Below are 22,453 nucleotides of genomic sequence, written 5' to 3'. Positions count from 1 at the left end.
TTCCTGCGGCTCGGCGGCGCATAGTGGGTTGATGGAGGCGCGGCCCGCGGTCGACGACGCCGCGCTCGGGCGCGAGGCACTGTCCGTGCTCGAGGCGAACTGGACGGGAACCTCCACCGTGCCCGCTCCAGGTCTCTACCCGCACCAGTGGAGCTGGGACTCGGCGTTCGTGGTGATCGGCCTGGCCAGGCACCGGCCTGACCGGGCTAGAGCCGAGCTGCTCAGCCTGCTGGCCGGGCAGTGGGCGACCGGCATGGTGCCGCACATCGTCTTCCACACTCCCGAGGCGTACTTCCCGGGCCCTTCGGTCTGGCGCTCGCAGGACCACGACGCCGCGCCGCGCGTACTCACCTCGGGCCTCACCTCACCACCGCTGCAGGCGCTGGCCCTGTGGTGGCTCTACCGGCACACCGGCGATGCCGACTTCGTCAGGCGGGCGTTTCCGGCGCTGGCCGCCCAGCACGCCTACCTGGCCGCCGCGCGCGACCTCGGCGGCTCGGGGCTGGCCGCGATCGTGCACCCCTGGGAGTCGGGCATGGACGACAGCCCGGCCTGGGACCAGGCGCTCGCCGCACTGCCCGAGATCAGGTACGGCTACCGCAACGTCGAACTCGACGAGCGCCACCCCGACAGCGACCACGACCGCTACGTCTGGCTGGCCCTGCGATACCGCAACGCCGGCTACCGCTCCGAATACCTGCGCGACGAGCACCCGTTCGCCATCGAGGACCCGATGTTCAACGGGATCTGGCTCGCCTCCTGCCTGGCCTTGGCCGACCTGGCGCCGCTGGCCCACGTCGACCCGGTGCCCCACGCCGAGCAGGCCGAACGCATCAGACGGGCGCTCCTCGACCGCCTCTGGGACGGCTGTTTCTACGCCCGCGACCTGCGGGCCGACCGGCTCATCCGCGTCTGTACGGTCGGCGGCTTCGGCCCGCTGCTCGACCCCGGCCTGCCCAGCGACCGCGTCCAAGCGGCCATCGACGTGCTCGAATCGGCCAGGTTCATGGGCGCCACCGGCTACCCGGTGCCCAGTTGCGAGATCCGCGCGGCCCAGTTCGACCGCACCCGCTACTGGCGCGGCCCGTCCTGGGTGAACACCAACTGGCTGCTGCGCCGGGCCGCCGCCGTGCACGCGCTCGACTCGCTCGGCCAGCAGCTCACCAACGGCACGCTCCGCCTGGTCAGGCAGGCCGGGTTCCGCGAGTGCTTCGACCCGTTCGACGGCAGCGGCCGAGGGTGCAGGGACTTCTCCTGGAGTGCGGCGCTGACCCTCGACCTGCTCGCCGATAGCGTGAAGGAATGAGCTTCCTTCGCCGACTGCCCGCCGACACCCGTAAGGCCCTGGCCACCGAGCCGGGGGAGCGGGTGCTGACCTTCGCCGCCACCGGCGACGGGCACGTGGTGGCCACGAACCTGGCGCTGCACCTGCCCGGCGGGGTCCGCGTGCCGTACGAGACGATCGACCGGGCCGCCTGGGACGAGGAGGGGCTGAGCGTCCTCACCATGTCCGGCGAGAGGCACCGTGTGCTGCTGTCGGAGCCGCGGCTGCTGCCCGAGACGGTGCGGGAGCGGGTCAACGCCACCATCGTGGTGAACAAGCACGTGGACCTGCCCGGGCGTGGCGGGGTTCGGCTGGTGGCCAGGCGCCGGCCCGGCGGCGAGATGCTGGGGTGGACCCTCGTCTTCGACGAAGGCCTCGATCCGGACGACCCAGGCGTGCGGGCACAGGCCGAACAGGCTCTTGAGGGCGTGCGGCGCAGCATGGGCGTGTGAGTGTGTTCCCCGGGCATGGGTCCCATGCCCGGGGTTGACGGTCTCAGTAGGGGAGGCCGGTTTCGTTGGCCTTCTTCTCGTCGACCTGTTCTCCGGGCCAGCCGGTGCCGGTGTCGGCGTGATCGTGCTTGTTGAGGAACGGGATCCGATGCTGGAGCGTGTCACCCACCTTCGACCTGGCCACTCCGGCCGCCTTCGACACCTGCGCGCCGACCACCCCCGCGGTCTCCTGGAACCTGGGACTGTCGGCAACACGCTGGGCCGCCCGCTTGATCTGCTCATAGCGTTCGCGACCAGCCCGGCTGCCCAGGACGTAGCCGACAGCGAGCCCAATGGCGAACGTCATCCGATAACGCATATTGCACCTCCGCTGTCTCCGGACTACCCCGATGACGATGCGACACGCACTCCTGGAGTGCGCTAATCTATTCGTGCGCCCAAGGGGAGCGGACCGCAAGGCCCGCCGATCAGCGCAAAACGTTCGATCCCGCGTAGCTCAACGGCAGAGCAGCCGGCTGTTAACCGGCAGGTTATAGGTTCGAGTCCTATCGCGGGAGCTTTCGTACAGAGCTCAGGCCCCCTTCCTTGATCAAGGAAGGGGGCCTGAGTCGTTCTGGGAGCCACTACCCGGTTTGACCGGTCATGCCGGCCTCGCCGGTCGCTTGTCGCCGCGTCGCTCGTTCGAGGGCGCCGCGGTCCCAGCCGGCGAGATCCGCGGCCGCCTCGTAGGTGGACTGCGCGAACGTCAGAAGCGTCGCATCCGGGTCCGCGTCTGAACGGACCACCTGGTAGGGCAGGACGAACTCCTGGAGACGACGGTCGTACACGGCGTCGGCCGGTTCTACGGGCCGGTCGGGAAAGCCCTCCGGTTCGGGGTACGCGTAGGAGTAGAAGGCTCCCTCCTCGGCGCCACCCGGCCAGTAGCCGCAGCTGCTGATCTCGTGGCTGTAAGCCTCCTGCTCGACCCAGTCCGCCACATGGGGTACCCCGCCGGGATGCCGGGGCGCCGTCCTGCCCGAGAAGCGGGTGACGGCGAGGTCGAACGAGCCCCAGAAGAAGTGGACCGGACTGACCTTGCCGGTGAACCGCGCCCGGAAAGCGGTGAGGACACGGTGCGCCTGCACCAGGGAGAGCCAGAACCGGTGGGCATAGGCCGCATCGTAAGCGGCGTGGTCCTTGTCCTCCGCGAACGGGATGGCGACCGGCACCTCAACGGGCCGGGGATAGATCTTGACCGGGACGTCGAGTTCGGTGAGCCGTCGCATCACCTCTGTGTAGAAGTCGGCGACAGACCGGGGTGCGAGGGCCACCTGCCGGCTCGTACCCTCGGTGGTGCGCAGGTCGAGAACGTGGTGCTGGAAGTCGAAGGTGGCTTCGAGCCCGCGGTTGCCGTAGGGCATGAGGGACGTGCTCAGGCCCTGGACGGTCACATAGAGCGGCACTTGCCACCATTGGTTGATCATTGGTTCGAGAGCGAGGCGTACCTTCCCGACCACCTGGGTCCACATGTGGAGGGTGTCGCGGGTGTCTTTCCAGGCGGACAGTGGCAACTGCGGCCACGCGTTCGTCGGCGGAAGCCGGTTCACCAGCGCACTCCTTTCCGGTCGTGCTCGGCAACCGGTGAGCGCCGTCATACCGGACCACTTGGTCCCTGAAGGCTTCGGATAGGCGCGCCGAACTACGACGGACATGAGGCGACCGTTGTCGTGCGATCGTCACTGCCCCTACCTCGGTTTTTCAAACCCCGGCCCAGATCCCATTGGCACTACGCCGGCCCGGTGGCTAGCGCCTCTCACGCTTTGTAGTTATATGATCACCTGATTTTTGATTTGCCGGGACAAACGGCTATCGGACGGTGAAGGATGACAGGAGCTGCGGGCACGTCGTGAAGGCGGTGTGGAGAGGGCGCCGCCTGCAAGGAGGTGTCGCGCCGACCCGGAATCGGCGGGGCGCTCCGTTGATGGAAAAGTGCTGGTTACTGCGTGCGTACCTGGATCAGGTCTCTGCGTCCCCTTGATACCATCGCCGTACAGACCCTCATCGAGCGAACGATCGACATCCGCGAGGCGGAGCGCTTCATCAGGCTCTTCCATGCCGAGAATCCCGGTGCCGGTGACGTGCACGCGCGCCTGCGTGAGGTCGCTAGGGACATCGCCCGTCACGGGACCTATGTCCATACCTTCGAGGAGCTTCAGTTCGGGGCCAGGGTGGCCTGGCGTAACAGCAGCCGCTGCATCGGGCGGCTCTACTGGCGGTCGTTGAGCGTGCGCGACCGCCGGCAGGTGACCAGCGCCGAGGGGGTGGCCATCGAGTGCGTGGCCCATCTGCGCGCGGCGACGGGTGACGGGCGGATCCGGCCGACGATCACCGTCTTCCCGCCGGACACGCCTGCGCGGTGCGGGCCCCGAGTGTTGAACGAGCAGCTCATCCGGTACGCCGGGCATCGTGCGCGTGATGGGTCGATCGTGGGGGATCCCCGCTACGTCGACTTCACCGAGATGGTCAGGGGGCTCGGCTGGCGCGGCGGGGAGGGCAGGTTCGAGGTGTTGCCGCTGGTCATCCAGCCGGGGGTGGGGCGGCCGCTGCTGTGTCATCTGCCGGGCGACGCGGTTCTGGAGGTGCCCCTCGCGCATCCGGAATATCCGTGGTTCGCCGAGCTGGGGCTGCGCTGGCATGCCGTGCCGGCCATTTCCAGCATGTGCCTGGAGATCGGTGGGCTGTGCTATCCGTGCGCGCCCTTCAACGGCTGGTACATGGGAGCGGAGATCGGCGCCCGCAACCTCGCCGACGTCGACCGCTACAACCAGTTGCCCGTGGTCGCCGAGTGCCTCGGGCTGAACACCGCCACCGACCGGTCGCTGTGGCGCGACCACGCGCTGGTCGAGCTGAACGTGGCCGTGTTGCACTCCTTCGAGCAGGCGGGGGTCACGATGACCGACCACCATACGGAGTCGAACCGGTTTCTCACCCACCTGGGGCGAGAGGAGAAGGCGGGGCGCGTCTGCCCGGCGGACTGGTCGTGGATCGTGCCGCCCATCTCCGGCGGCGCCACCCGCGTTTTCCACCGCTACTACGACAATCCCACGCTGAGCCCTGGCTTCGTCCACCATCGCGGCCCCGTCCAGCTGCTCGCGGACTGACCGCCCGCGGGTGTTCGGCCTTCAGGGTCGGTGGGTGTCCGAGGGTGTCGTGCGCCCTGCGCGGAGGGCGCACGACGGCCTCAGTTCGCCGGCAGCGGGTAGCTGACCGGGCTGCGGTGGCCGGCGGTGTCGACAGCGCGTACGCCGAACTGGAAGTTGTCCTTGCTCTTCCCCGCGACCGTGTACGCGGTCACGTTGCCGACGAAGCGGGAGTGCGTCCAGAGGGGCTCGATGCTGTCCCGCCAGACCACCTCGTATCCGGCGATGTCCGGTACGGTGCTCGCGTCCCAGCGTAGGTCGGTGTTGTTGGTCAGCTGGGTGGTCCTGATCCCCGCTCCCTTGGGCGGCTCCGGAGCGCGGGCGAGCGCGGCCAGCGATGCCACGTTCACCCGGGCGACCCGGGCCGTGTAGTCGTAGTCGACGAACTTGGGCAGGTCGCCGAACTGGACGCCGTTCTCCACCCGTACGTCCTGGTGCTGGTGGGCGTAGTCCTCGTGCACCTCGGTGAACCTGATCGCCGGATAGCCGCGCTGCAAGAACGAGATGTGGTCGCCGCCGCGCAGGTAGCGGTCGCGCCGGTAGACCAGCATCGCGTCCATCGGCCGCGTGTAGGTCTCGGCGGCGTCGCGGACGAACCTGGCGAGCTGGCGGGACACCCCGTCGTTCTCGCCGCCGACGGACTGCCTGGTCGCGGCCTGGGCCGGGGTCTCCGTGGTCGGTACGCCCTCGGAGAACACGCGCACCGCGTTCGGGGCCTTGCCGTTCTCGCCATCGGCGCTGCCCACGATGTCGTTGGTGAACATGCCCTGGATGTCGACGTTGCTCTGCTTGGCGAGCTCGGCGTAGTGCGCCGAGCCGTAGAGGCCCTGCTCCTCGGCCGCCACCGCCATGAACACGACGGTGGCGTCGAAGTGGCGGGTGGCCATCACCCTGGCGGCCTCCAGCGAGACCGCGACGCCCGACGCGTCGTCGTCGGCGCCCGGCGCGTCGCAGGTGGCGTTCGCCACGTCGGTGCAGCGCGAGTCGTAGTGGCCGCTGACCACGTAGTGGCGTCCGGCCGACTCGGGCTGATCGCCGCGGAGCGTCGCCACCACGTTGGTGATGACGGTCGGCTGCGGGATGCGGGGCGAGACCGGTTGGACGAACGACTGCTTCTCCACCGTCATCCGGCCGCCCGAGCGGGCCGCTATGGCGGCGAACTCCTCGTAGATCCAGTCCCGCGCGGCCCCGATGCCGCGTTGCGGGTCGTCCTGGCTGGACAAGGTGTGCCGGGTGCCGAACGAGGCGAGCTTGGTGATGATCCGCTCGACGTTCTTCGCATCCACGTCGCCGACCATGCGCGCGATCTCGGCGTCACGCGCCGCCACGCCCGTGATCTCGGCGTCGCGCGGCGTCTTGCCCGCGAGGTCCGCGGCCGGGGTGATGCCGGCGGCGGTGGGCGTGATCAGCCCGGTGAGCAGGGCCGTCGCGACGAGGGGGAGCGCGACGCGGCCGTTCGGTAATCGCAGGTCCATGACACGTCTCCTGACGGGAAGTGACAGGGCGCCCTCACTGTACGGCGGTACGGGCACGTCGCCTACTGTCGGCGACATGACAGAGCCAGTGGCAGGGAAGCACCCACACGAGAACGACCCGGGCGCGGCACGCCTGCTCGTTCTGTCTGACGGCATCTACGCCATCGCGATGACCCTGCTCGTCATCAACGTGGCGATCCCCGCACATCTGGAAGACGCCGCATTCCACAAGGCCCTGGGCGACGCGCTGCCCAACCTCGGCGCCTTCGCCCTCAGCTTCGCCCTCAGCTTCGCCCTCATCTCCGGATTCTGGCGGGACCATCGCCGCATCCTCACCGCGCTGCCCACCGAGACGGCCGTGGTCACCCGCCTGATCCTCCTCGGCCTCGGCCTGGTCGCCCTGCTGCCCTTCCCCACCGCGCTCCTGGCCGAGTACGCCTCTCAGCCCGAAGCCGTCGCCCTCTACGCGGGTGCCATGGCCGCGATCCACGCGGTGCACGTAACCCTGCTGCTGCTCACGCAACGCCAAGTGCATCCCTCGCCCACCTCATCCGCCGCCGCGGCCCGGCGCCGCTTCACCGCACAGCTCGCCTCCAGCGTGCTGATCTTCGGCCTCTCCATTCCCTTGGCCTTCGTCAACACGAAAGCCGCCATGTGGTTCTGGCTCACGCTCATCCCGGCCCACTACCTCCTCGGCCACCATCTCCGCCGGCTCTCGCAACAGTGAACCGCCCGCGGCCTGCTTGCGTTCTGACAACAGAATATGATTCTGTTGGCCTTATGGCGGAACTCGTTCTCTCCTCGGCCGATCAAGGCGTGCTCACACTGACCTTCAACCGCCCCGACAGGCTCAACGCCTGGACGGACGCGATGGGCCGGCGCTACTTCGACCTCCTCCAGGAGGCCGAGGAAGACCCGAACGTGCGGGCCATCGTAGTGACCGGCGCGGGAAAGGGCTTCTGTTCGGGCGCCGACTTCCAGACGCTCAGCGCCCTCCAGACCGGCTCCTACAACGAGACCCCGGATCCGCGCCCCAACACCTTCCCCACGACCATCGCCAAGCCGATCATCGCCGCCGTCAACGGCGCCTGCGCCGGTCTGGGCGTGGTCCACGCGCTGGCCTGCGACCTGATCTTCACGGCCGAGGACGCCAAATGGACCACGGCCTTCCCCCGCCGCGGCCTGATCGCGGAGTACGGCCTGTCCTGGATCCTCCCTCGCCTCATGGGCCAGCAGCGAGCCATGGACATCCTGCTGTCGGGCAGGGTCTTCACCGGCGCGGAAGCATACGAACTCGGCCTGGCGAACCGCTCGGTCCCAGGAGACACGCTGCTCGCCACGGCCCAGGAGTACGCCAGGGAACTCGCGATCCACAGCTCCCCGGCCTCCATGGCCATCATCAAGCGCCAGGTCTGGAACGACTGGAACGTCACTTTGGAAGAATCGGCCAAGACGGCGACCCAGGAGATGCTCGCCTCCTTCAACCGCCCGGACTTCGCCGAGGGCGTCGCCAGCTTCCTGGAACGCCGCCGACCGAACTTCCCACCCCTCTAGTCAGGGCGCCCCGAAGACCACCCAGACGGTGCCGGTGCGCACGTAACGGCGGCAAGCCGGTGAACCGGAGGAGCGTTCCCCTGGACAGGCCCCGGCCACGGCCGGTGGGTGGGGCCCACCGGGCTGGCCGTAACAGAGAATGCTGCCCGTAACAGAAGTCAAGAAATACGGCGAGCACCTGCGGAGGGGGTGGCGGGGAGGAAGCGGGGGGATTGCCAGCCGCGTTCGGCGTAGGCGGCGCTCACTGACTCCTTCACCGACTCCAGGCGCTCGTCGGCCACCAGCGCGATCGCCGAGCCGCCGAAGCCGCCCCCCGTCATGCGGGCGCCCCGGGCGCCGCCGCGCAGGGACGCCTCCACGGCCAGGTCCAGCTCCGGCGACGACACCTCGTACTGGTCGCGCAGCGACAGGTGGGACGCGTTCAGCAGTGCCCCGATCTCCGTGATCGCCCCCGCCCGCAGCAGGCCGACGAGCGCCTCGACGCGGTGGTTCTCGGTGACGATGTGCATCGTGCGCTTGCGCTCGTCGCCCTGGAGCAGTTCGAGGGCGCCGGCCAGGTCCGTGACGTCGCGCAGTGCCGGGACGCCCAGCTTGCGGGCCGCCGACTCGCACTCCGCGCGGCGCTTGGCGTACTCGCCGCCCGCGTGCTCGTGGTGCACCCGCGTGTCGATGATGAGGATGGTCAGCCCGTGCGCGGCCAGGTCGAGCGGGATGTTGCGGGAGCCGAGCGAGCGGCAGTCGAGGAACAGCGCGTGTCCTTCGGCGCTCAGCGCGGACGCGGCCTGGTCCATGATGCCGCACGGCATGCCGACGAAGTCGTTCTCCGCCCGCTGGCTGAGCAGGGCGAGCTCCATGGGCGTCATGCCCAGGTCGTACAGGTCGTCGAGGGCCGAGGCGACGGCCACCTCCAGCGCGGCGCTCGAACTGAGCCCGGCGCCCGGGGGTATGTCGCCGTCGATGGCGATGTCGGCGCCGCGTACCCGGTCGCCCAGCATGGCCAGGACGCCGACCACGTAGCGAGTCCAGCCGCGCGACTCCTCGTGGCTGGAGATGACCACCGGGTCGCCGGGCGACTGCAGGGACAGCAGCCGGATCGTGCCGTCGTCACGCGGGCTGACCGCCGCCGTGACGCCCCACGGCACCGCGAAGGGCAGGACGAAGCCGTCGTTGTAGTCGGTGTGCTCGCCGATCAGGTTGACCCGGCCGGGCGCGTGCCAGACGGTACGCGGGTCGGCACCGAAAGCGGCACGGAAAGCATCGATAACGCGCATAATCCAACACTCCTCAACAAAGCTCCGACCGTAGACTAGCGCCATGGAGGAGCTGGTGGATCCGGCGCTCGCCTCCGTCCGGGTCTTCCTCGTCCGCGACGACAACAAGGCGCGCAAGCTCAAGTACAACCTGGGCCACCCGCGCGTGCTCACGTTCGGCGGCGCCTACTCCGGCCACATCAGGGCTGTGGCGGCGGCCGGGCGGCGGGATGGGTTCGAGACGATCGGGGTGATCCGCGGCGAGGAGCGGTTGCCGCTCAATTCGTCGCTGGCGTACGCGGCGTCCTGCGGCATGCGGCTCACGTACCTCGACCGGGGGACATACCGGCTCAAGCACACGCCAGAGGTCCAGGCCGCGCTACGCGAGCGGTGGGGCGACGTGGCGATCCTGCCCGAGGGCGGCAGCAACGCGGCGGCCGTGCGCGGGTGCGCCGAGCTGCCCGGCGAGATCGGTGGCGACTACGACGTGATCTGCTGCGCGGTCGGCACGGGCGGCACTCTGGCCGGGATCGCGGCCGGGTTGCCGGAGGGGCGGCGGGCGATCGGGTTCGCGGTGCTGAAGGGGGCCGGGTTCCTCGACGGCGAGGTCGCGCGCCTGCAGCGCGAGGCTTACGGGCGCGTGTGGTCCAACTGGTCGGTCAACCTGGACTACCACTTCGGGGGCTACGCCCGCTCGACCCCGGTTCTCGACGACTTCGTCGCGAAATATCGGGTCGAGGGGGTGTACGTCGGGAAGATGCTCTACGGCGTCTTCGACCTCGTACGACAGGGCGCCTTCCAGCCGGGCACCCGCATCGTCGCCGTCGTCACCGGCGAGCCCTGGAGCCCGGCGACCGGTCAGTTCTCGACCCCGGTCAAGGTGTGCGGCGCGCCCACCGGCTTCGACTCCGGCGACCCGCGCTGCCGCAGGTAGATCGACAGCGCCACCATCGACAGGACGGCGAGCAGCTCCGACTGCCAGTTCTGCAGGGTCCGGTTCCAGAAGTCCGGCGAGGTGGCGTAGGTGCCCCACGAGACCGGATCCCGCAGGTCGAGCAGCCGCTGGGAGTTGTACGACGCCACCCCGGCCACCGACTGCGCCAGCCACGACAGCACGAAGACGGTCCCCATCACCAGCCCGAGCGAGTTGCTGTACAGCGAGCGCCGAATCCCGCCGGCCTTCGCCCAGGCGGGGGAGTCGGATCGCGCGTAGCGGCCGACGAGCTGCTTCTCGTCCGACCCGGGGCCGGCCTCGTCGACCTTCTTGGACTCCGGCGAACCCTTCTGCACCAGCCAGACCGTCAGCATGATGTAGAGGAAGAACTGCAGGTATTCGGACTGCCAGTTCTCGGCCACGTCCACGGCGAAGTCGGAGGAGGCCACGTACTTGACGAACGAGACCGGCTCCCCGCCGTCGACCAACTGCTGGTCGTTGAACAGGGCCAGCCCCGCGAGGGCCTGCCCGCCCAGCGCCAGCAGGAACAGCACCAGGAACGTCAGCGACAGCCCGTTCTCCTTGATCTTCTTCATAGGTGGGCCAGGCCCGTCGCGAAGACACATATCAGCCCCGTCGCGATGACGACGAGGGTGATCACGAACATCACCCGCATCAGTTCTCCACCTCGCAGTCGTAGGGGCGGTCGCCGTGCGGACGGCAGCTCGCGGCCGTGACCCGCCACCCGCCGCTGTAGCGGTGCAGGAAGAGGGTGTCGCCCGACAGTTGTACCTGGGCGTCGTCGCCCCAGACCCGCACCGCGGTGACCGGCCCGGCGGTGCCCAGCTTCAGGTCGCGCAGCGCCTCGGCGCACGTCTGGCCGGGGTCGAGCAGCTTCTCCGCGGTCCGCTTGGCGAGCAGTGCGCAGGCGGCGTCCTCCTGGTGCGCGGCGAGGTCGGCGTGGAAGCGCTCGGCCGTACGGGCCGGGAGGGTCGTGTCCACGGCGCACCCGGCGACCAGCGTCACCGACAGCACGACGAGCAGCATCCTCATGCGCCCCCCGCTACCCATTTATGTGTCGATCATGCTCCTAACCGAGCTGGTCGAGGATGGGCGCGACGAGCTGGTTCAGCTCGCGCACCAGCACCACCAGGACCCGTTCCGCGCTCTGCTCGACCTGGTCGTGCGGGCCCTCGGGCTCCGGCGGCAGGTCGTCGAGCGGCACCGGCACCTCGACCAGCAGCGTCGCCCGCAGGAACGGGATCCTGGCCAGGTCCTGCTGCGTCGGCTCGACGTACTGGCCGAACGTCTCCTGCCAGCCCAGCCAGCCGCGGTCGCGCCACCAGGCCCGCGAGCGGGTGAGCTCCTCAGGCAGCGGCGAGACCAGCCGGATCCGCGCGTTGAGCGTGCCGTCCCACGTGTTGCGGTCGCAGGTCGCCTCCAGGATGCGGCGGTCCCAGCGCACGTAGCCGGGGTTCAGCGACGGCGGCGTGGCCAGCCGCCAGGCCGCGCAGGCGAACCTGACCGGCGCGATGTCCCCCCACTCGAACTCTTCGAGGTTCTTGCGCACGTGTACGGCGTAGCGCCCGTCACGATCCCTGTCGAACTCCTGGTCGATCCAGAACGCTCTAGCCATGGGGCCTACGCTACGGCGCTCCGAGCGGTGATGGCCCCAGGTCCGAAGATCCGGGGAATGTGCGGTAACCAGGCGACTACACATGTAGCTTTTTCACATTATTAGATGACTGGGGAGTACGGCATGGAGTCAGAACAGCTCGCCGCGGCGATGAGGTACTGGGAAACGGGAGACCTCGGTGTGGCGGCGGTGCTGTTCAGGGAGAACGCGGCCACCGGGGATCCCGAGGCGTCGCACCTGCTGGCCTGCCTGCTGGAGGAGCAGGGCGACCTCGACGGGGCCGAGGCCGCGCACCGGTCGGTGATCCAGTCGGGCGACCCGGTCTTCGGGCAGCGGTCGGCCATGGCCATGAGCATGATGCTGATCGCCGCGCGGGAATGGCCCGCCGCCTACCGGGTGCTGATGATCGCCTCCGACGGCGCCGACTTCGAGGTGGCCGCGCTCGCCGAGACGGCGCTGGTCCTCGTACTGACCGAGATGGGCGACGCCCAGGGCGCGACGGAGGCGTTGGAGCGGGCGCGCCGGTGTGACAGTCCCGCCGTGGCCGAGCTGGCCGCCCAGCTGGAGCTGCCCGACTTCGCCCCCCACGATCCCGGTACGGCCCGCGACCTGTACGAGCTGGCGGAGGACGAGGACGACTACCGGCAGTTGCTGACCTGCGGCGATCCCGAGGTGGTGTCGCTGTCGGCGTTCCGGCTCTTCCAGATGTACGCCGATGAGCAGGACTTCGTGGCCGCCCGCGAGGTGTGCGAGCACGCGATCGCCGTGGGGCACCCCGACCACCTGGCCACGGCCCACCGGTTGCGCGGCGCGGTCCTCGTCGATCTCGGCGAGTACGCCGAAGCGGCGGCCTCCTACGCCACGGCCGCCGAGGACCCCAGGCCCGAGGAGCGCCTGCCCGCGCTCATCGAGCAGGCCAAGGTGACCGCGCAGCTCGGCGACGTGGCGGCGACGAAGGCGATCTTCCACCGGGTGATCGCCAGCGGCCAGCGCGAGTACGCCGTCGAGGCCCAGGCCTGCCTGGCACAGCTGCACACCGAGGCCGGGGAGGTGGCCGAGGCGCTCGCGGCGCTGCGGGCCGTACTGGAGGCAGGGGAGTCGGAGTGGTCGTCGATCTGCCTCACGCTGCTCGGCCTGCTGCTCGACCGGCACCCGGACGAGCGGGAGAGCCTCATGGCGCTCGTACTCGACGCGGCCGAGCATAACGACCCCGACACGGCGTTCAAGGCCGCGCTGCTGATCGACCACGCGGTACGGCAGCAGCCGCTCGCCGACCCGGTGGAGGAGCAGGCGCTCCTGGACGTCGACGAGGCCCTGCGCCACCTGCAGGCGGGTGACCTGGACGGGGCGCGGCTGCTGCTGCGCCGGGCCATCGACTCCGGCGCGGCCACGCAGTCGGTCCGGGCCATGATGACGCTGGCCGAGCTGGAACTGGGCGAGGGCGACCGCGAGCAGGCCGACGAACTGCTGTCGTACGTCGCCGAGGGCGACGACCTGCTGCAGGGCTTCAGCGCCGAGTTCTTCCTGCACCTGCTCCGCGAATCGGGCGACGAACCGCATCCCGTCCTGCGGGCGGTCATCGACCACCAGCGCCTGGGCAGGGAAGAGGGCCTGGTCCGCTACCGCCAGGCCATGGAGCACCCGAACCCGGCGACGGCCGCGATCGGCACCGCGGTGTTCGCGCAGGTGCTGGCCTCCATCGGGTATGACCTGTCGGACGCGGCCCAACTGTTCCGCGCGGCGGCCGACTCCGGTGATCCGCTCGCGCTCTCGTACACGGCCACCATCTTCAAGGACGTCCTGGTGAACCAGGACCAGACCGAGGAGGCGGCCGCGCTGCTGCGCCGGGCCCGCGCCGACGGGCATGCCGGGTTGGCGCCGTGGGTGGCGTACGCGCTGGGTGAGCTGCTCTGCGAGCGCGCCGGCGAGGATCTGGGCGAGGGCGGGAGCGCGGGCCCGGCCGGGAGTGCGGGTGCGGGTACGCGGGAGCGTGACCTGGTAGAGGCGCGGGCCGCGTTCACCGCCGCGATGGAGACCGGCCATCGGGGGCTGCGGGTTGAGGCGATGGGCGCGCTGCTCGGGCTGTTCGAGCGCCAGGGCGATCTGCTGGCCGCGTGCCGCCTGCATGAGCGGCTCGTCGCCGAGGGTGACCCGGTTCAGGCGCCGCGCAACGCGTGGCTGCTCGGACTCACCAGGGTACGGATCGACGACCTCGACGGCGCTCGCGCCGCGTTCGCCCGCATCCCGGAGACCCACCCGGAAGAGGCCGACACGGGGCGCTACGCCCGGCTCCTGCTCGACCGCGACTTCGGTGCGGCGGCTGCGGCCTTCGAGGCGATATCCGACGACGGCCGGTCCTGGATGGCGGCCATGCTGGCGATGCAGACCTCGCACGCCTGGCACCGCCAGGGCGAGACGGCCGCCGCCGACGGGGCGCTGTCCCTGGTGCTCGACGTCGGTGACCCGGACTTCCGGCAGGAGGCAGCCTGCTACCTCGGCGCCCTGCGCCACGACACCGGTGACCCGCACGGCGCGATCACCGCCTGGCAACAGGCATCGACCGGCCCCGACGAACGCCTCGCCACCATCGCGCACCGAGACCTCGCCCGAACCTGGCACACCCTCGGCGACCTCGACGCGGCGGCACAGGCGTACCGGAAGGTCCTGGCGGGGTACGGCAAGGCGGCGAAGGCCGAGGTGGGCCAGGGGATGGCGGCCGGGGCTGAAAAGGCGCACGCGGTAGGGGCGTACCGAGAGGCGGTGGTCGAGGCGCACGTGGTCGAGGCCGCGTTGCGGCTCGGGGAGATTCTGATCGCGACCGGGGCGACCGACGAGGCTCGCGAAGTGCTGCGGGTGGCGTTCGGAGATGCGGCGGCTCCGTATCTGGCTCGGCTTCTGCGGGACGCCGGTGACCTGGAGGGGGCGCTGGCGGCTGCGGAGATCGCGGTGGGGATCGCGCCGGGTGCGGACGCCGCGTGCCTGCTGGGTGGGCTCCTCGCGCGGACCGGCGATCTCGCGGGGGCGCGGGCGGCGTTCGAGCGGGCCGTGGCGGCCGATCCGGGGTCGGCGGGTGCCACGCTGGTGGAGGCGGGCCGGTGTCTGGAGGAGGCGGGTGACCAGGATGGCGCCCGTTCGGCCTACCAGCGTGCGGCGGTCCAGGACGTGGACCGGCAGGCCGCGGCCTCGGCACGCGTCCGGCTCGGCACGGCGTCGCCGGAGGAGCGGCCGTGGGTGCTGGCCGCCGAGGGCGACCGGCAGGGTGCCCTGGCGGCTCTGACCGAGCTGACCGGTTCGGCGCCGATGGCCCGGCTGCTGCTCGCGCTGGACGCGGGCGAGCCGGCAGAGGTACGCCGCCTGCTGGCCGGATCTCCTACGGCTAGGAAACCCGACGCCTCCGCCGCTGAGGCGTCCGGGTTCCCCACTGATGAGGCGTTCGCCGAGACGTTGGAGATGGCCGGGATGACCCGGGACGACGCCTTTGCCAGGGCGCTCTACCTGCTGGTCATCGAGGTGGGCGGGCCAAGATGGGCCGCGCTGGCAAGGCTGGGGCTTGGCGCGGATCTGGCCCGTGACGGTCAGTACAGCCAGGCCGAGTTGTGCCTTCTGCCCGCGACGGAGAGCGACGACGCCGAGATCGTCCTCATGGCGTGGCGCGACGTCTCCGCCGTCCGCCGTCGGTGCGGCGATCTGGACGGAGCCGTCGAGGCGCTGCGGGCTGCGATGCCGTCGACCGCCGTTGAGCTGGCCGGGGTGCTGGAGGAGGGTGGCGATCTGGCGGGTGCCGGTGATGTGCTCGATCGTGGCGCTGCGGCCGGGGATCTCGCGAGTCTGCGTCACCTGCTCGTCAACCTGTTCCAGCGGCGGGAGTACGCGGCCGTTGCCGCCGAGGCCGAGTTGGCGGTCGGTACCGGCGATCCCGAGACGGTGGCCATGGGCTACTGGGTGTGGGGTGACGCGTGCAAGGCGACGGATGACCTGGCGGGCGCGGTCGCCATGTATCGCAAGGGGATCGACACCGGTCACCCGAGCGCGGGGATGCGGGTCGACCTCGCGGACGCCCTGCACGCGCTGGGTGACACGGTCGCCGCCGCAGGGGAGGCACGGCTGGCCATCGAGTCGGGCGATGCCGACGCCGTGGCCAGGGGCGGCCTTCAGCTCGGCTGCTGGCTGCACGAGGACGGCGACCCGCTCGGCGCCGCCGAGGCGTTCGCCGCAGCCGCGGGGACCGGCGCCGAGCTGGCCCACGAGCAAACCCGTGAGTCGGCCCACGAGCCAATCCGCGAGCTGGCCCAGGCCGCCCTGAACAACCTGAGCACCCTGGCCTACCAGGCGTACGAGCGGGGCGAGCACGCGCTGGCCGTACAGGTGCTGTCGCATCTGGGGCCGCACGCCGGGACCAAGGCCAGGGAGCTCGCGGAGCTCTGTGACGACCCCGACGCCGTCCACCTCTACTACGAGCTGGTCGGTTCCGACGCCTTCACCGAGCTGGGGGTCGCCGAGCGGCTCGCCGAGCTCGGCGAGACGGCGCGGGCGCGGGCCGTCTACGAGCGGCTGAACGAGCACGAGGACCCGGACGTGCGGTTCGTCGCGGGCGGCAGGCTGCTGGCGCTCCTCGACGCCGAGAACGACGTCGCCGCCTTCTACAACCTGGCCGAACGGCAGGCGGGCGACGCCGACAGCCCGGTGCGGTCGGTGTTCGGCAGTCTGCTCGGCATGCTCCAGGGCCGCCAGGGCGACACCGAGGCGTCGCTGCGCACGCTGCGGGAGGCGGCCGCGGGCGGCGAGCCCACCGCGCTGAGCGTGCTCGCCCAGGCCCTGGTCGGGACCGGCGAGGTGGCCGAGGGCAGGGAGGTTTATCGGCGGGTGCTCAGCGCGGGCGACGCCGAGCTGGCAGCCAGGGCGATGGTCGCGCTCGGCCACAGCTACCACGACGAGGACGAGGACGAGGCCCGCCGGTGGTACGTCCGGGCGGTCGAGTTCGGCACCGGGCACGTCACCGCGCTCGGCGCGATGCACCTCGGGGCGCTGGCCAAGCGGGAGCGGGACTTCCCCGAGGCGCTCGGCTGGTACCAGCGGGTCATCGACTCGGGCGACACGGAGTCGGGCATGGCGGCGGCGCATCTGGGGGAGCTCTGCTACTGGCTGAACGACCGCGACGGGGCCGTGCGCTACTACGAGCTCACGCTGGGGCTGACCGAGCAGCCCGACCTGGTCGCCGAGGCCGCCTTCCGCCTGGGGGAGATCCGGTACGCCCACGGCGACCTCACCGTGGCCAGGCGGATGCTCCGGCTTGCGGCCCGCACTGACGACTCGACCTTCGCGGCCGACGCCGAACAACTTCTGGCCAAGCTGGGATGAACTTGTGCTTAATTAAATGACCAATTAGTCTCATCTAGTCAATCATTTGAGGTGAGACGGATGGCCAAGGTCGGCCGGCCCCCGCAGGATCCCGCGCGCCAGTTGGAACGGGCGCACCGGATCCTCGACGCCGCCGCCGAGCTGTGCCTGCGCTGGGGCTACGACAAGACGACCATCGACGACGTGGCCAGGCAGGCCGACGTCGCCAAGGGCACGATCTACCTGCACTGGAAGACGCGCGAGCTGCTCTTCGCCGCGCTGGTCCGCCGTGAGCGGGTCCGCTTGCTGAGCGAGGTTCGCGAGCGCGCGCCCGTGAACCTGCACGAGCTGCTCCGGGAGCTGGTCGGGGGGTTGCTGCGACGGCCGTTGATGAAGGCGCTGATCCTGGGCGACTCGGCGGTGTTCGGCAAGCTCAGCAGGCAGAAGCAGCGCAGTCCGGCCACGCTTGAGCAGGGCGCCGCGTTCGAGACGTACCTCGGTGAGCTGGTCGGGCGGGGTGTGCTCCGCTCTGATCTGCCTCCCGCTGAGCTCCTCGCGATCCTCGTCTCGGTCGTCTACGGGTTCCTGCTCACGCAGAACATGTTGCCCGAGGAGATGCGGACGCCGGAGGACCGGCTCGTCGAGCTGGTCGCCGACACCGCCATCCGGGCCATGGGCACCGGCGGCGCGCTGCCGGACGGCGACGCGCGGGCGGTCAGGCTTGCCACCCTCGGCTATCTCGACACCATCGAGGAGATCGCGCAGCGGAAACTCGCGATCTCCCTAGGCGCTAAGGAGCGTGTCACGTGAGGGCCTTAATCCCTCTCGACGATGCCGCCGCCGACCTCGCGACAGCGGGGGGAAAGGGCGCTTCCCTGGCCAGGCTGACCAGGGCGGGACTGCCTGTTCCCCACGGGTTCCACATCACCACCGAGGCCTACCGCGCGTTCGTCGCGGACTTCCACGACCGGATCCTCGACGCGGCCGCCGCCGGCGACGCCGCCGCGATCGCCGCCCTGTTCGCCGAGCACGACATGCCCGCCGAGATCGCCGCCGAGATCCGTGAGGCGTATGACGCGCTGGGCCACGACGTGGCCGTGGCCGTCCGCTCGTCCGCCACGGCCGAGGACCTGCCCGACATGTCGTTCGCCGGGCAGCAGGACACCTACCTCAACATCAGGGGCGAGGCGCTGCTCGACGCCGTCAAGCGCTGCTGGGCCTCGCTCTGGAACGCCCGCGCCATCGCCTACCGCGAGCAGAACGGCGTGCCCCAGGACGACGTGGCGCTGGCCGTCGTCGTGCAGGAGCTCGTGGACGCCGACGCGGCCGGCGTCATGTTCACCGCGAACCCGGTCAACGGCGCCCGCGACGAGACCGTGATCAACGCCTCCTGGGGCCTCGGCGAGGCGGTCGTCGGCGGCCAGGTCACCCCCGACACCGTCATGGTCCGCGACGGCGCCGTCGCGGAGTCGCGGATCGGCGACAAGACGGTCATGACCGTGCGCACGCCGTCCGGCACGCGGGAGGAGCCCGTCCCCGACGACCTGCGGCGCCGGGCCGTCCTCGACCCGCCGCAGGCCGCCGAGCTGGCCGCGATCGGCGCGCGCATCGAGGAGCTGTACGGCACGCCGATGGACGTCGAATGGGCCCGGCGCGACGGCTCGTTCTTCATCGTCCAGGCCCGCCCGATCACCGGCATCAAGCCGCCGGTCGAGGAGTGGAACGACAGCCTCAAGGGCGTCAACCTCTGGACGGGCGGCAACCTCGGTGAGGCCATCCCGGACGTGATGACGCCCGCGACCTGGTCGTTCGTCCGGATGTTCATCCATGAGGCGATGGCCGCCTCGGCGCTGCCCGGGTTCGACCTGGTCGGCAACATCGGCGGCCGGTTCTACATGAACCTGAGCGTCATGTACACGATGGCCATCTCCCTCGGCATGCGGAAACGGCTGAGCGCCGTCGAGCAGATCTTCGGCAAGCTGCCGCCCGGCCTCGACGTGCCGCTGCTGACGGTCTCCCGCTGGGAGATCGTCAAGAAGGTCGTGCCGTTGGGCATCAACATCCAGAAGCGCGTCCGTACGAACCTCAAGGGCCTGCCCGCCTTCCTCGCCACCGCCCAGCAGCGCGCGGAGGACCTGCGCGCCCGGATCGCCACCACGCAGACCGGCCCCGAACTGGCCGCCCTGTGGAAGCGCGAGATCGAGCCGTACGTCGTCACGAGCTGCCGCATGCTGGAGGCCGCCGGCCGGCAGGGCGGGGCCACGCTCGTGTACACCCGCGACAAGCTGCGCAAGATGATGGGCGACGCCGACGCCGAAGCCATGCTCACCGGCGCCAACGCCGACGGCGAGCTGGCCAGTCTCGGCCCGGTCATCGGGCTGGGCAAGCTGGCCAGGGGCGAGATCGACCGTGACACGTTCGCCCGCTTGTACGGGCATCGGGGCCCCCACGAGTTCGAGGTCTCCCTGCCGCGCCCCGGCGAGGACCCGGCCTGGATCGACGCCCAGCTCGCCGGGTTCCGCGACATGAGCGCCGACACCGAGGCCCTCCTCACCCGCCAGACGAAGGCGCGCGAGGAGGCGTGGGCGCGGTTCGCCCAGCGTTACCCCCGCCAGGAAGCCAAGATGCGGGACCGGGTCACCCGGTGGAACAAGGTCGTCCGCGACCGCGAGACCACCAGGTCGGAGAACATGCGGGCGTTCTGGGTGCTACGCGCCTTCATGCTGCGGGCCGGGCAGCTCACGGGGCACGGCGACGACCTGTTCTTCCTCTACCTGGAGGAGATCCTCGACCTCCTGCGCGGTGACGCGTCCGCGCTGGACCGGGCCCCGGTACGGCGGGCGACCTACGAACGCTACGCCTCGCTGCCGCCGTACCCGACGCTGATCGTCGGCCACTTCGACCCGGTGCGCTGGGCCGCCGACCCCGGCAGGCGGAGCGACATCTACGACGCGCGCGGCGGGAGCGCGCCGGTCAGTGACACGGTGACCGGGTTCCCCGGCGCGCCGGGCATCGTCGAGGGCGTCGCCCGGGTGATCTCCTCGCCCGAGGACGGTGAGCGGCTCAAGCCCGGCGAGATCCTCGTGACGACGCTGACCAACATCGGCTGGACACCGATGTTCCCGCGCGCCGCCGCCGTCGTGACGGACATGGGGGCGCCGCTGTCGCACGCCTCGATCGTGGCCCGCGAGCTGGGCATCCCGGCGGTGGTCGGTACGGGCAACGCGACGATGCGGCTGCGCGACGGCGACCGCATCCGGGTGGACGGCGAGCGGGGCACCGTCGAGTTGCTGAGCTGACGGTGCTTCGGGCCTTGATCGGGTAGACCGGAGTCGTGCGCGAATCCGGCCGCCGCGCCTGGCACGAGCTGCCCGGCCCCCTGGCGGAAGAGGTGGAAGGCCGCCTCGGCTCGGCCGTGCGGCGTTTCGAAGAGCGCCGGGGCGGGTTCTCATACGGCGTGCTGGGCGTGGCCACGCTGGACGGCGGCGAGCGGGTGTTCGTCAAGGCCGTCCCCGCGGACTCCGACCACGTGGCCGACTACCGCTCGGAGGCGATCGTCGCGGCGGCGCTGCCTGCGGGGGTTCCGGCGCCGCGCTTCCGGTTCTCGTGCGAGGCGGACGGGTGGGTGCTGCTCTGCTTCGACGTCGCGCCCGGCAGCCTTCCGCACGAGCCGTGGCGACCGGAGGAACTGGCCGCCGCCCTCCGCCTGGTGACCCTCTGCGCCCGCGAGCTCACGCCGTCGCCGATCGGCGGCCTGCCGACGGTGGCCGACCGCATGGCGGGCCGCTGCGAGACCTGGCAGGCCAGGGAACGCGACGGCGCCACCGGCGGCCTCGGCACCTGGGAGCGGGCGCGGCTGGGGCGGCTGGCCGAGGTCGAACGGGACTGGGCGTCGCTGGTCGTCGGCGACTCGCTGCTGCACTTCGATCCGCGTTTCGACAACCTGCTCATCACCCCGCACGGCCGGGCCAGCCTGGTCGACTGGGGCCGCTCGTGCATCGGCCCCGCGTGGGCGGACCTGGTCTGCCTGCTGCTGGAGTCGGACCTGGGTGACGCCGACCCCGAGGAGTTGTTCGCCGCGCATCCGCTGGGGCGGGCGGCGGAGCCGGAGCGGGTGGACGCGCTGCTGGTGGCGTTCGCGGGCTACTGGACCCGCACCGCGGGCCTGCCGGGCCCGCCGCACGCCCCGCACCTACGGGTGCGGCGCGGGCGCTCGCGTCAGGCCACGATCGACTGGCTGCGCCGCCGCTGGCGGTGACGCGCCTCAGGCGATGACGTGCCCTGGGCGACGAGGTGCCTCGGGCGACGAGGTGCCTCAGGCGGATTTGCCGAGGAAGCCCGAGGTGCGGAGCCAGTCGGCGGAGACCTTGCTCGGCTCCTCGCCGTCGACGTCCACCTGGGCGTTGAGCTTCCGCATGGTCGTGTCGTCCAGCTTGGCGATCACCGGCTTGAGCACCTTCTCCAGGGCCGGGTACTTCTGGTAGGTCTCGTCCCGTACGGTGACGGCGGCGTTGTAGATCGGGAAGAAGTGCTTGTCGTCCTGCAGCACGGTCAGGCCGAGCGCGGCGATGCGGCCGTCGGTGGTGTACACCTCGCCGAAGTTGCAGGTCTGGCCCTTGTCGGTCTCGGTGTAGACGACGCCGGTGTCGAGCTGGCTGACCTTGTCCTTCGGGAGGTTCAGCCCGTACGCCTTGGACAGCCCCGGCAGCCCGTCGTCACGGGTGGAGAACTCCGACTCGACGCACAACGACGCCTCGTCCGGCTTGGTCTTGGCCAGTTTCGCCACGTCGGAGAGCGTCTTGACGCCCAGTTCCTTGGCCTTCTCCGAGCGGATCGCCAGGGCGTAGGTGTTGTTCAGCGGCGTCGGCCCGACCCAGCGGATCTTGTTCTTCGCCAGGTCCTCGTCCGCGGTGGCCTTGAACTGCTTGGCCGCGTCCGGGATCGGGGTGGCGTTTTTCAGGTGCTCGATCCAGCCGGTGCCCGAGTAGTCCCAGTACATGTCGATCGACTTGGACTCCAGGGCCTTGCGGTTGGGCACCGTACCGCCGAGATTGGTCTTGTCCTCGACCTCGGCCCCGTGCGCCTTGAGCAGTTGCACGGCGATCTGCCCGAGCATGATGTTCTCGGTGAAGTCCTTGGAGCCGATGACGAACTTGGCGCCGGACAGCTCGCTGCCCGCGCTGGAGGCCTCGACGGCGTCGCTCGGGCCACAGGCGCTCGTGGCGGTCAGGGTCAGGGCAGCGGCGGTGAGCAGGGTGAACGTCTTGCGGACGTGCATGAAAAAAGCACCTCTTGGAGCTGGATGAGCGTGT

General features: G+C 70.6%; 18 protein-coding genes and 1 tRNA gene. 11 read left to right on the top strand and 8 right to left on the bottom strand.

The genetic code is table 11. The annotated features are described in order from the left end of the window. Positions 1 to 31: 31 nt before the first annotated feature. Together KLK06_RS26200 and KLK06_RS26195 are read left to right on the top strand one after the other, a co-directional pair. Positions 32 to 1,306, top strand: a complete 1,275-nt coding sequence (locus KLK06_RS26200) for an amylo-alpha-1,6-glucosidase (protein WP_214638271.1) — start codon at positions 32 to 34, stop codon at positions 1,304 to 1,306. Further along, positions 1,303 to 1,776 (top strand): hypothetical protein, encoded by a 474-nt coding sequence (locus KLK06_RS26195; RefSeq protein ID WP_214638270.1) that lies wholly within the window; start codon positions 1,303 to 1,305, stop codon positions 1,774 to 1,776. Before KLK06_RS26200 ends, KLK06_RS26195 begins: the two co-directional genes overlap by 4 nt. A gap of 43 nt (positions 1,777 to 1,819) precedes the next feature. Here KLK06_RS26195 and KLK06_RS26190 read toward each other — a convergent pair whose 3' ends face one another. Beyond that, entirely contained in the window at positions 1,820 to 2,134 is a 315-nt protein-coding gene (locus tag KLK06_RS26190; protein ID WP_214638269.1) for a YtxH domain-containing protein, read from the bottom strand. Between the two features lie 127 nt (positions 2,135 to 2,261). Here KLK06_RS26190 and KLK06_RS26185 point away from each other — a divergent pair. Then, positions 2,262 to 2,333 (top strand) — tRNA-Asn (locus KLK06_RS26185). 66 nt (positions 2,334 to 2,399) lie between these two features. Here the strand turns inward: KLK06_RS26185 and KLK06_RS26180 are convergent. Then, a complete protein-coding gene (locus KLK06_RS26180) occupies positions 2,400 to 3,362 on the bottom strand; it encodes a DUF5996 family protein (RefSeq protein ID WP_214638268.1) in 963 nt (320 codons plus the stop codon). 396 nt (positions 3,363 to 3,758) lie between these two features. On the opposite strand from KLK06_RS26180, the gene KLK06_RS26175 reads away from it, so the two are divergent. After that, positions 3,759 to 4,916: a nitric oxide synthase oxygenase gene (locus KLK06_RS26175; RefSeq protein ID WP_308168448.1), complete on the top strand. Its 1,158-nt coding sequence runs from the start codon at positions 3,759 to 3,761 to the stop codon at positions 4,914 to 4,916. Between the two features lie 80 nt (positions 4,917 to 4,996). Here the strand turns inward: KLK06_RS26175 and KLK06_RS26170 are convergent, their stop codons facing one another. Beyond that, positions 4,997 to 6,430 carry a M20/M25/M40 family metallo-hydrolase gene (locus KLK06_RS26170; RefSeq protein WP_214638267.1) on the bottom strand — a complete coding sequence of 478 codons (1,434 nt, stop codon included), beginning with the start codon at positions 6,428 to 6,430 and terminating at the stop codon, positions 4,997 to 4,999. 76 nt (positions 6,431 to 6,506) lie between these two features. Here KLK06_RS26170 and KLK06_RS26165 point away from each other — a divergent pair, with 76 nt between their 5' ends. Beyond that, the gene (locus KLK06_RS26165) at positions 6,507 to 7,157 is read left to right on the top strand and encodes a TMEM175 family protein (protein WP_214638266.1); all 651 of its coding nucleotides are present in this window, start codon (positions 6,507 to 6,509) and stop codon (positions 7,155 to 7,157) included. 53 nt (positions 7,158 to 7,210) lie between these two features. Then, positions 7,211 to 7,984, top strand: coding sequence for an enoyl-CoA hydratase-related protein (locus tag KLK06_RS26160; protein WP_214638265.1), 774 nt, complete (start codon positions 7,211 to 7,213; stop codon positions 7,982 to 7,984). A 158-nt stretch (positions 7,985 to 8,142) separates the two neighbouring features. Here the strand turns inward: KLK06_RS26160 and galK are convergent, their stop codons facing one another. Next, entirely contained in the window at positions 8,143 to 9,255 is a 1,113-nt protein-coding gene (galK, locus tag KLK06_RS26155) for a galactokinase (RefSeq protein WP_214638264.1), read from the bottom strand. 43 nt (positions 9,256 to 9,298) lie between these two features. Between galK and KLK06_RS26150 the strand changes: the two genes are divergently transcribed. Continuing rightward, a complete protein-coding gene (locus KLK06_RS26150; protein ID WP_214638263.1) occupies positions 9,299 to 10,168 on the top strand; it encodes a 1-aminocyclopropane-1-carboxylate deaminase/D-cysteine desulfhydrase in 870 nt (289 codons plus the stop codon). On the opposite strand, the gene KLK06_RS26145 is transcribed toward KLK06_RS26150, so the two are convergent. The 3 genes from KLK06_RS26145 to KLK06_RS26135 form a co-directional block, all read right to left on the bottom strand. Next, positions 10,093 to 10,764 (bottom strand): DUF6766 family protein, encoded by a 672-nt coding sequence (locus KLK06_RS26145; protein WP_214638262.1) that lies wholly within the window; start codon positions 10,762 to 10,764, stop codon positions 10,093 to 10,095. The genes KLK06_RS26150 and KLK06_RS26145 overlap by 76 nt on opposite strands. Before the next feature lie 79 nt (positions 10,765 to 10,843). Next, a complete protein-coding gene (locus tag KLK06_RS26140; protein WP_214638261.1) occupies positions 10,844 to 11,221 on the bottom strand; it encodes a hypothetical protein in 378 nt (125 codons plus the stop codon). Positions 11,222 to 11,258: 37 nt separating this feature from the next. Then, positions 11,259 to 11,804, bottom strand: coding sequence for a hypothetical protein (locus tag KLK06_RS26135; protein ID WP_214638260.1), 546 nt, complete (start codon positions 11,802 to 11,804; stop codon positions 11,259 to 11,261). Positions 11,805 to 11,927: 123 nt separating this feature from the next. Between KLK06_RS26135 and KLK06_RS26130 the strand changes: the two genes are divergently transcribed. From KLK06_RS26130 to KLK06_RS26115, 4 genes are read left to right on the top strand one after another with little or no spacing between them, the layout of a single operon-like run. After that, positions 11,928 to 17,162, top strand: coding sequence for a tetratricopeptide repeat protein (locus tag KLK06_RS26130; RefSeq protein ID WP_214638259.1), 5,235 nt, complete (start codon positions 11,928 to 11,930; stop codon positions 17,160 to 17,162). Between the two features lie 60 nt (positions 17,163 to 17,222). After that, complete coding sequence (locus KLK06_RS26125; protein ID WP_214638258.1) at positions 17,223 to 17,951, top strand: TetR/AcrR family transcriptional regulator; 729 nt, start codon at positions 17,223 to 17,225, stop codon at positions 17,949 to 17,951. Then, positions 17,948 to 20,440 (top strand): PEP/pyruvate-binding domain-containing protein, encoded by a 2,493-nt coding sequence (locus KLK06_RS62445; protein ID WP_214638257.1) that lies wholly within the window; start codon positions 17,948 to 17,950, stop codon positions 20,438 to 20,440. Before KLK06_RS26125 ends, KLK06_RS62445 begins: the two co-directional genes overlap by 4 nt. 35 nt (positions 20,441 to 20,475) lie before the next feature. Continuing rightward, complete coding sequence (locus KLK06_RS26115) at positions 20,476 to 21,399, top strand: phosphotransferase (RefSeq protein WP_214638256.1); 924 nt, start codon at positions 20,476 to 20,478, stop codon at positions 21,397 to 21,399. 57 nt (positions 21,400 to 21,456) lie between these two features. Here KLK06_RS26115 and KLK06_RS26110 read toward each other — a convergent pair whose 3' ends face one another. Then, a complete protein-coding gene (locus KLK06_RS26110; RefSeq protein WP_214638255.1) occupies positions 21,457 to 22,419 on the bottom strand; it encodes a glycine betaine ABC transporter substrate-binding protein in 963 nt (320 codons plus the stop codon). Positions 22,420 to 22,453 lie beyond the last annotated feature (34 nt).

The organism is Nonomuraea sp. NEAU-A123, from assembly GCF_018603905.1.
Lineage (GTDB): Bacteria > Actinomycetota > Actinomycetes > Streptosporangiales > Streptosporangiaceae > Nonomuraea.
This window is presented reverse-complemented; position numbering and strand designations above follow the sequence as displayed.

What these genes read in the sequence shown, in the direction of transcription:
- galK (WP_214638264.1), bottom strand. Translation starts at nt 9,255, where the DNA reads ATGCGCGTTATCGATGCTTTCCGTGCCGCTTTCGGTGCCGACCCGCGT.
- KLK06_RS26165 (WP_214638266.1), top strand. Translation starts at nt 6,507, where the DNA reads ATGACAGAGCCAGTGGCAGGGAAGCACCCACACGAGAACGACCCGGGC.
- KLK06_RS26145 (WP_214638262.1), bottom strand. Translation starts at nt 10,764, where the DNA reads ATGAAGAAGATCAAGGAGAACGGGCTGTCGCTGACGTTCCTGGTGCTG.
- KLK06_RS26160 (WP_214638265.1), top strand. Translation starts at nt 7,211, where the DNA reads ATGGCGGAACTCGTTCTCTCCTCGGCCGATCAAGGCGTGCTCACACTG.
- KLK06_RS26195 (WP_214638270.1), top strand. Translation starts at nt 1,303, where the DNA reads ATGAGCTTCCTTCGCCGACTGCCCGCCGACACCCGTAAGGCCCTGGCC.
- KLK06_RS26135 (WP_214638260.1), bottom strand. Translation starts at nt 11,804, where the DNA reads ATGGCTAGAGCGTTCTGGATCGACCAGGAGTTCGACAGGGATCGTGAC.
- KLK06_RS26190 (WP_214638269.1), bottom strand. Translation starts at nt 2,134, where the DNA reads ATGCGTTATCGGATGACGTTCGCCATTGGGCTCGCTGTCGGCTACGTC.
- KLK06_RS26140 (WP_214638261.1), bottom strand. Translation starts at nt 11,221, where the DNA reads ATGAGGATGCTGCTCGTCGTGCTGTCGGTGACGCTGGTCGCCGGGTGC.
- KLK06_RS26130 (WP_214638259.1), top strand. Translation starts at nt 11,928, where the DNA reads ATGGAGTCAGAACAGCTCGCCGCGGCGATGAGGTACTGGGAAACGGGA.
- KLK06_RS26125 (WP_214638258.1), top strand. Translation starts at nt 17,223, where the DNA reads ATGGCCAAGGTCGGCCGGCCCCCGCAGGATCCCGCGCGCCAGTTGGAA.
- KLK06_RS26170 (WP_214638267.1), bottom strand. Translation starts at nt 6,430, where the DNA reads ATGGACCTGCGATTACCGAACGGCCGCGTCGCGCTCCCCCTCGTCGCG.
- KLK06_RS26110 (WP_214638255.1), bottom strand. Translation starts at nt 22,419, where the DNA reads ATGCACGTCCGCAAGACGTTCACCCTGCTCACCGCCGCTGCCCTGACC.
- KLK06_RS26150 (WP_214638263.1), top strand. Translation starts at nt 9,299, where the DNA reads ATGGAGGAGCTGGTGGATCCGGCGCTCGCCTCCGTCCGGGTCTTCCTC.
- KLK06_RS26200 (WP_214638271.1), top strand. Translation starts at nt 32, where the DNA reads ATGGAGGCGCGGCCCGCGGTCGACGACGCCGCGCTCGGGCGCGAGGCA.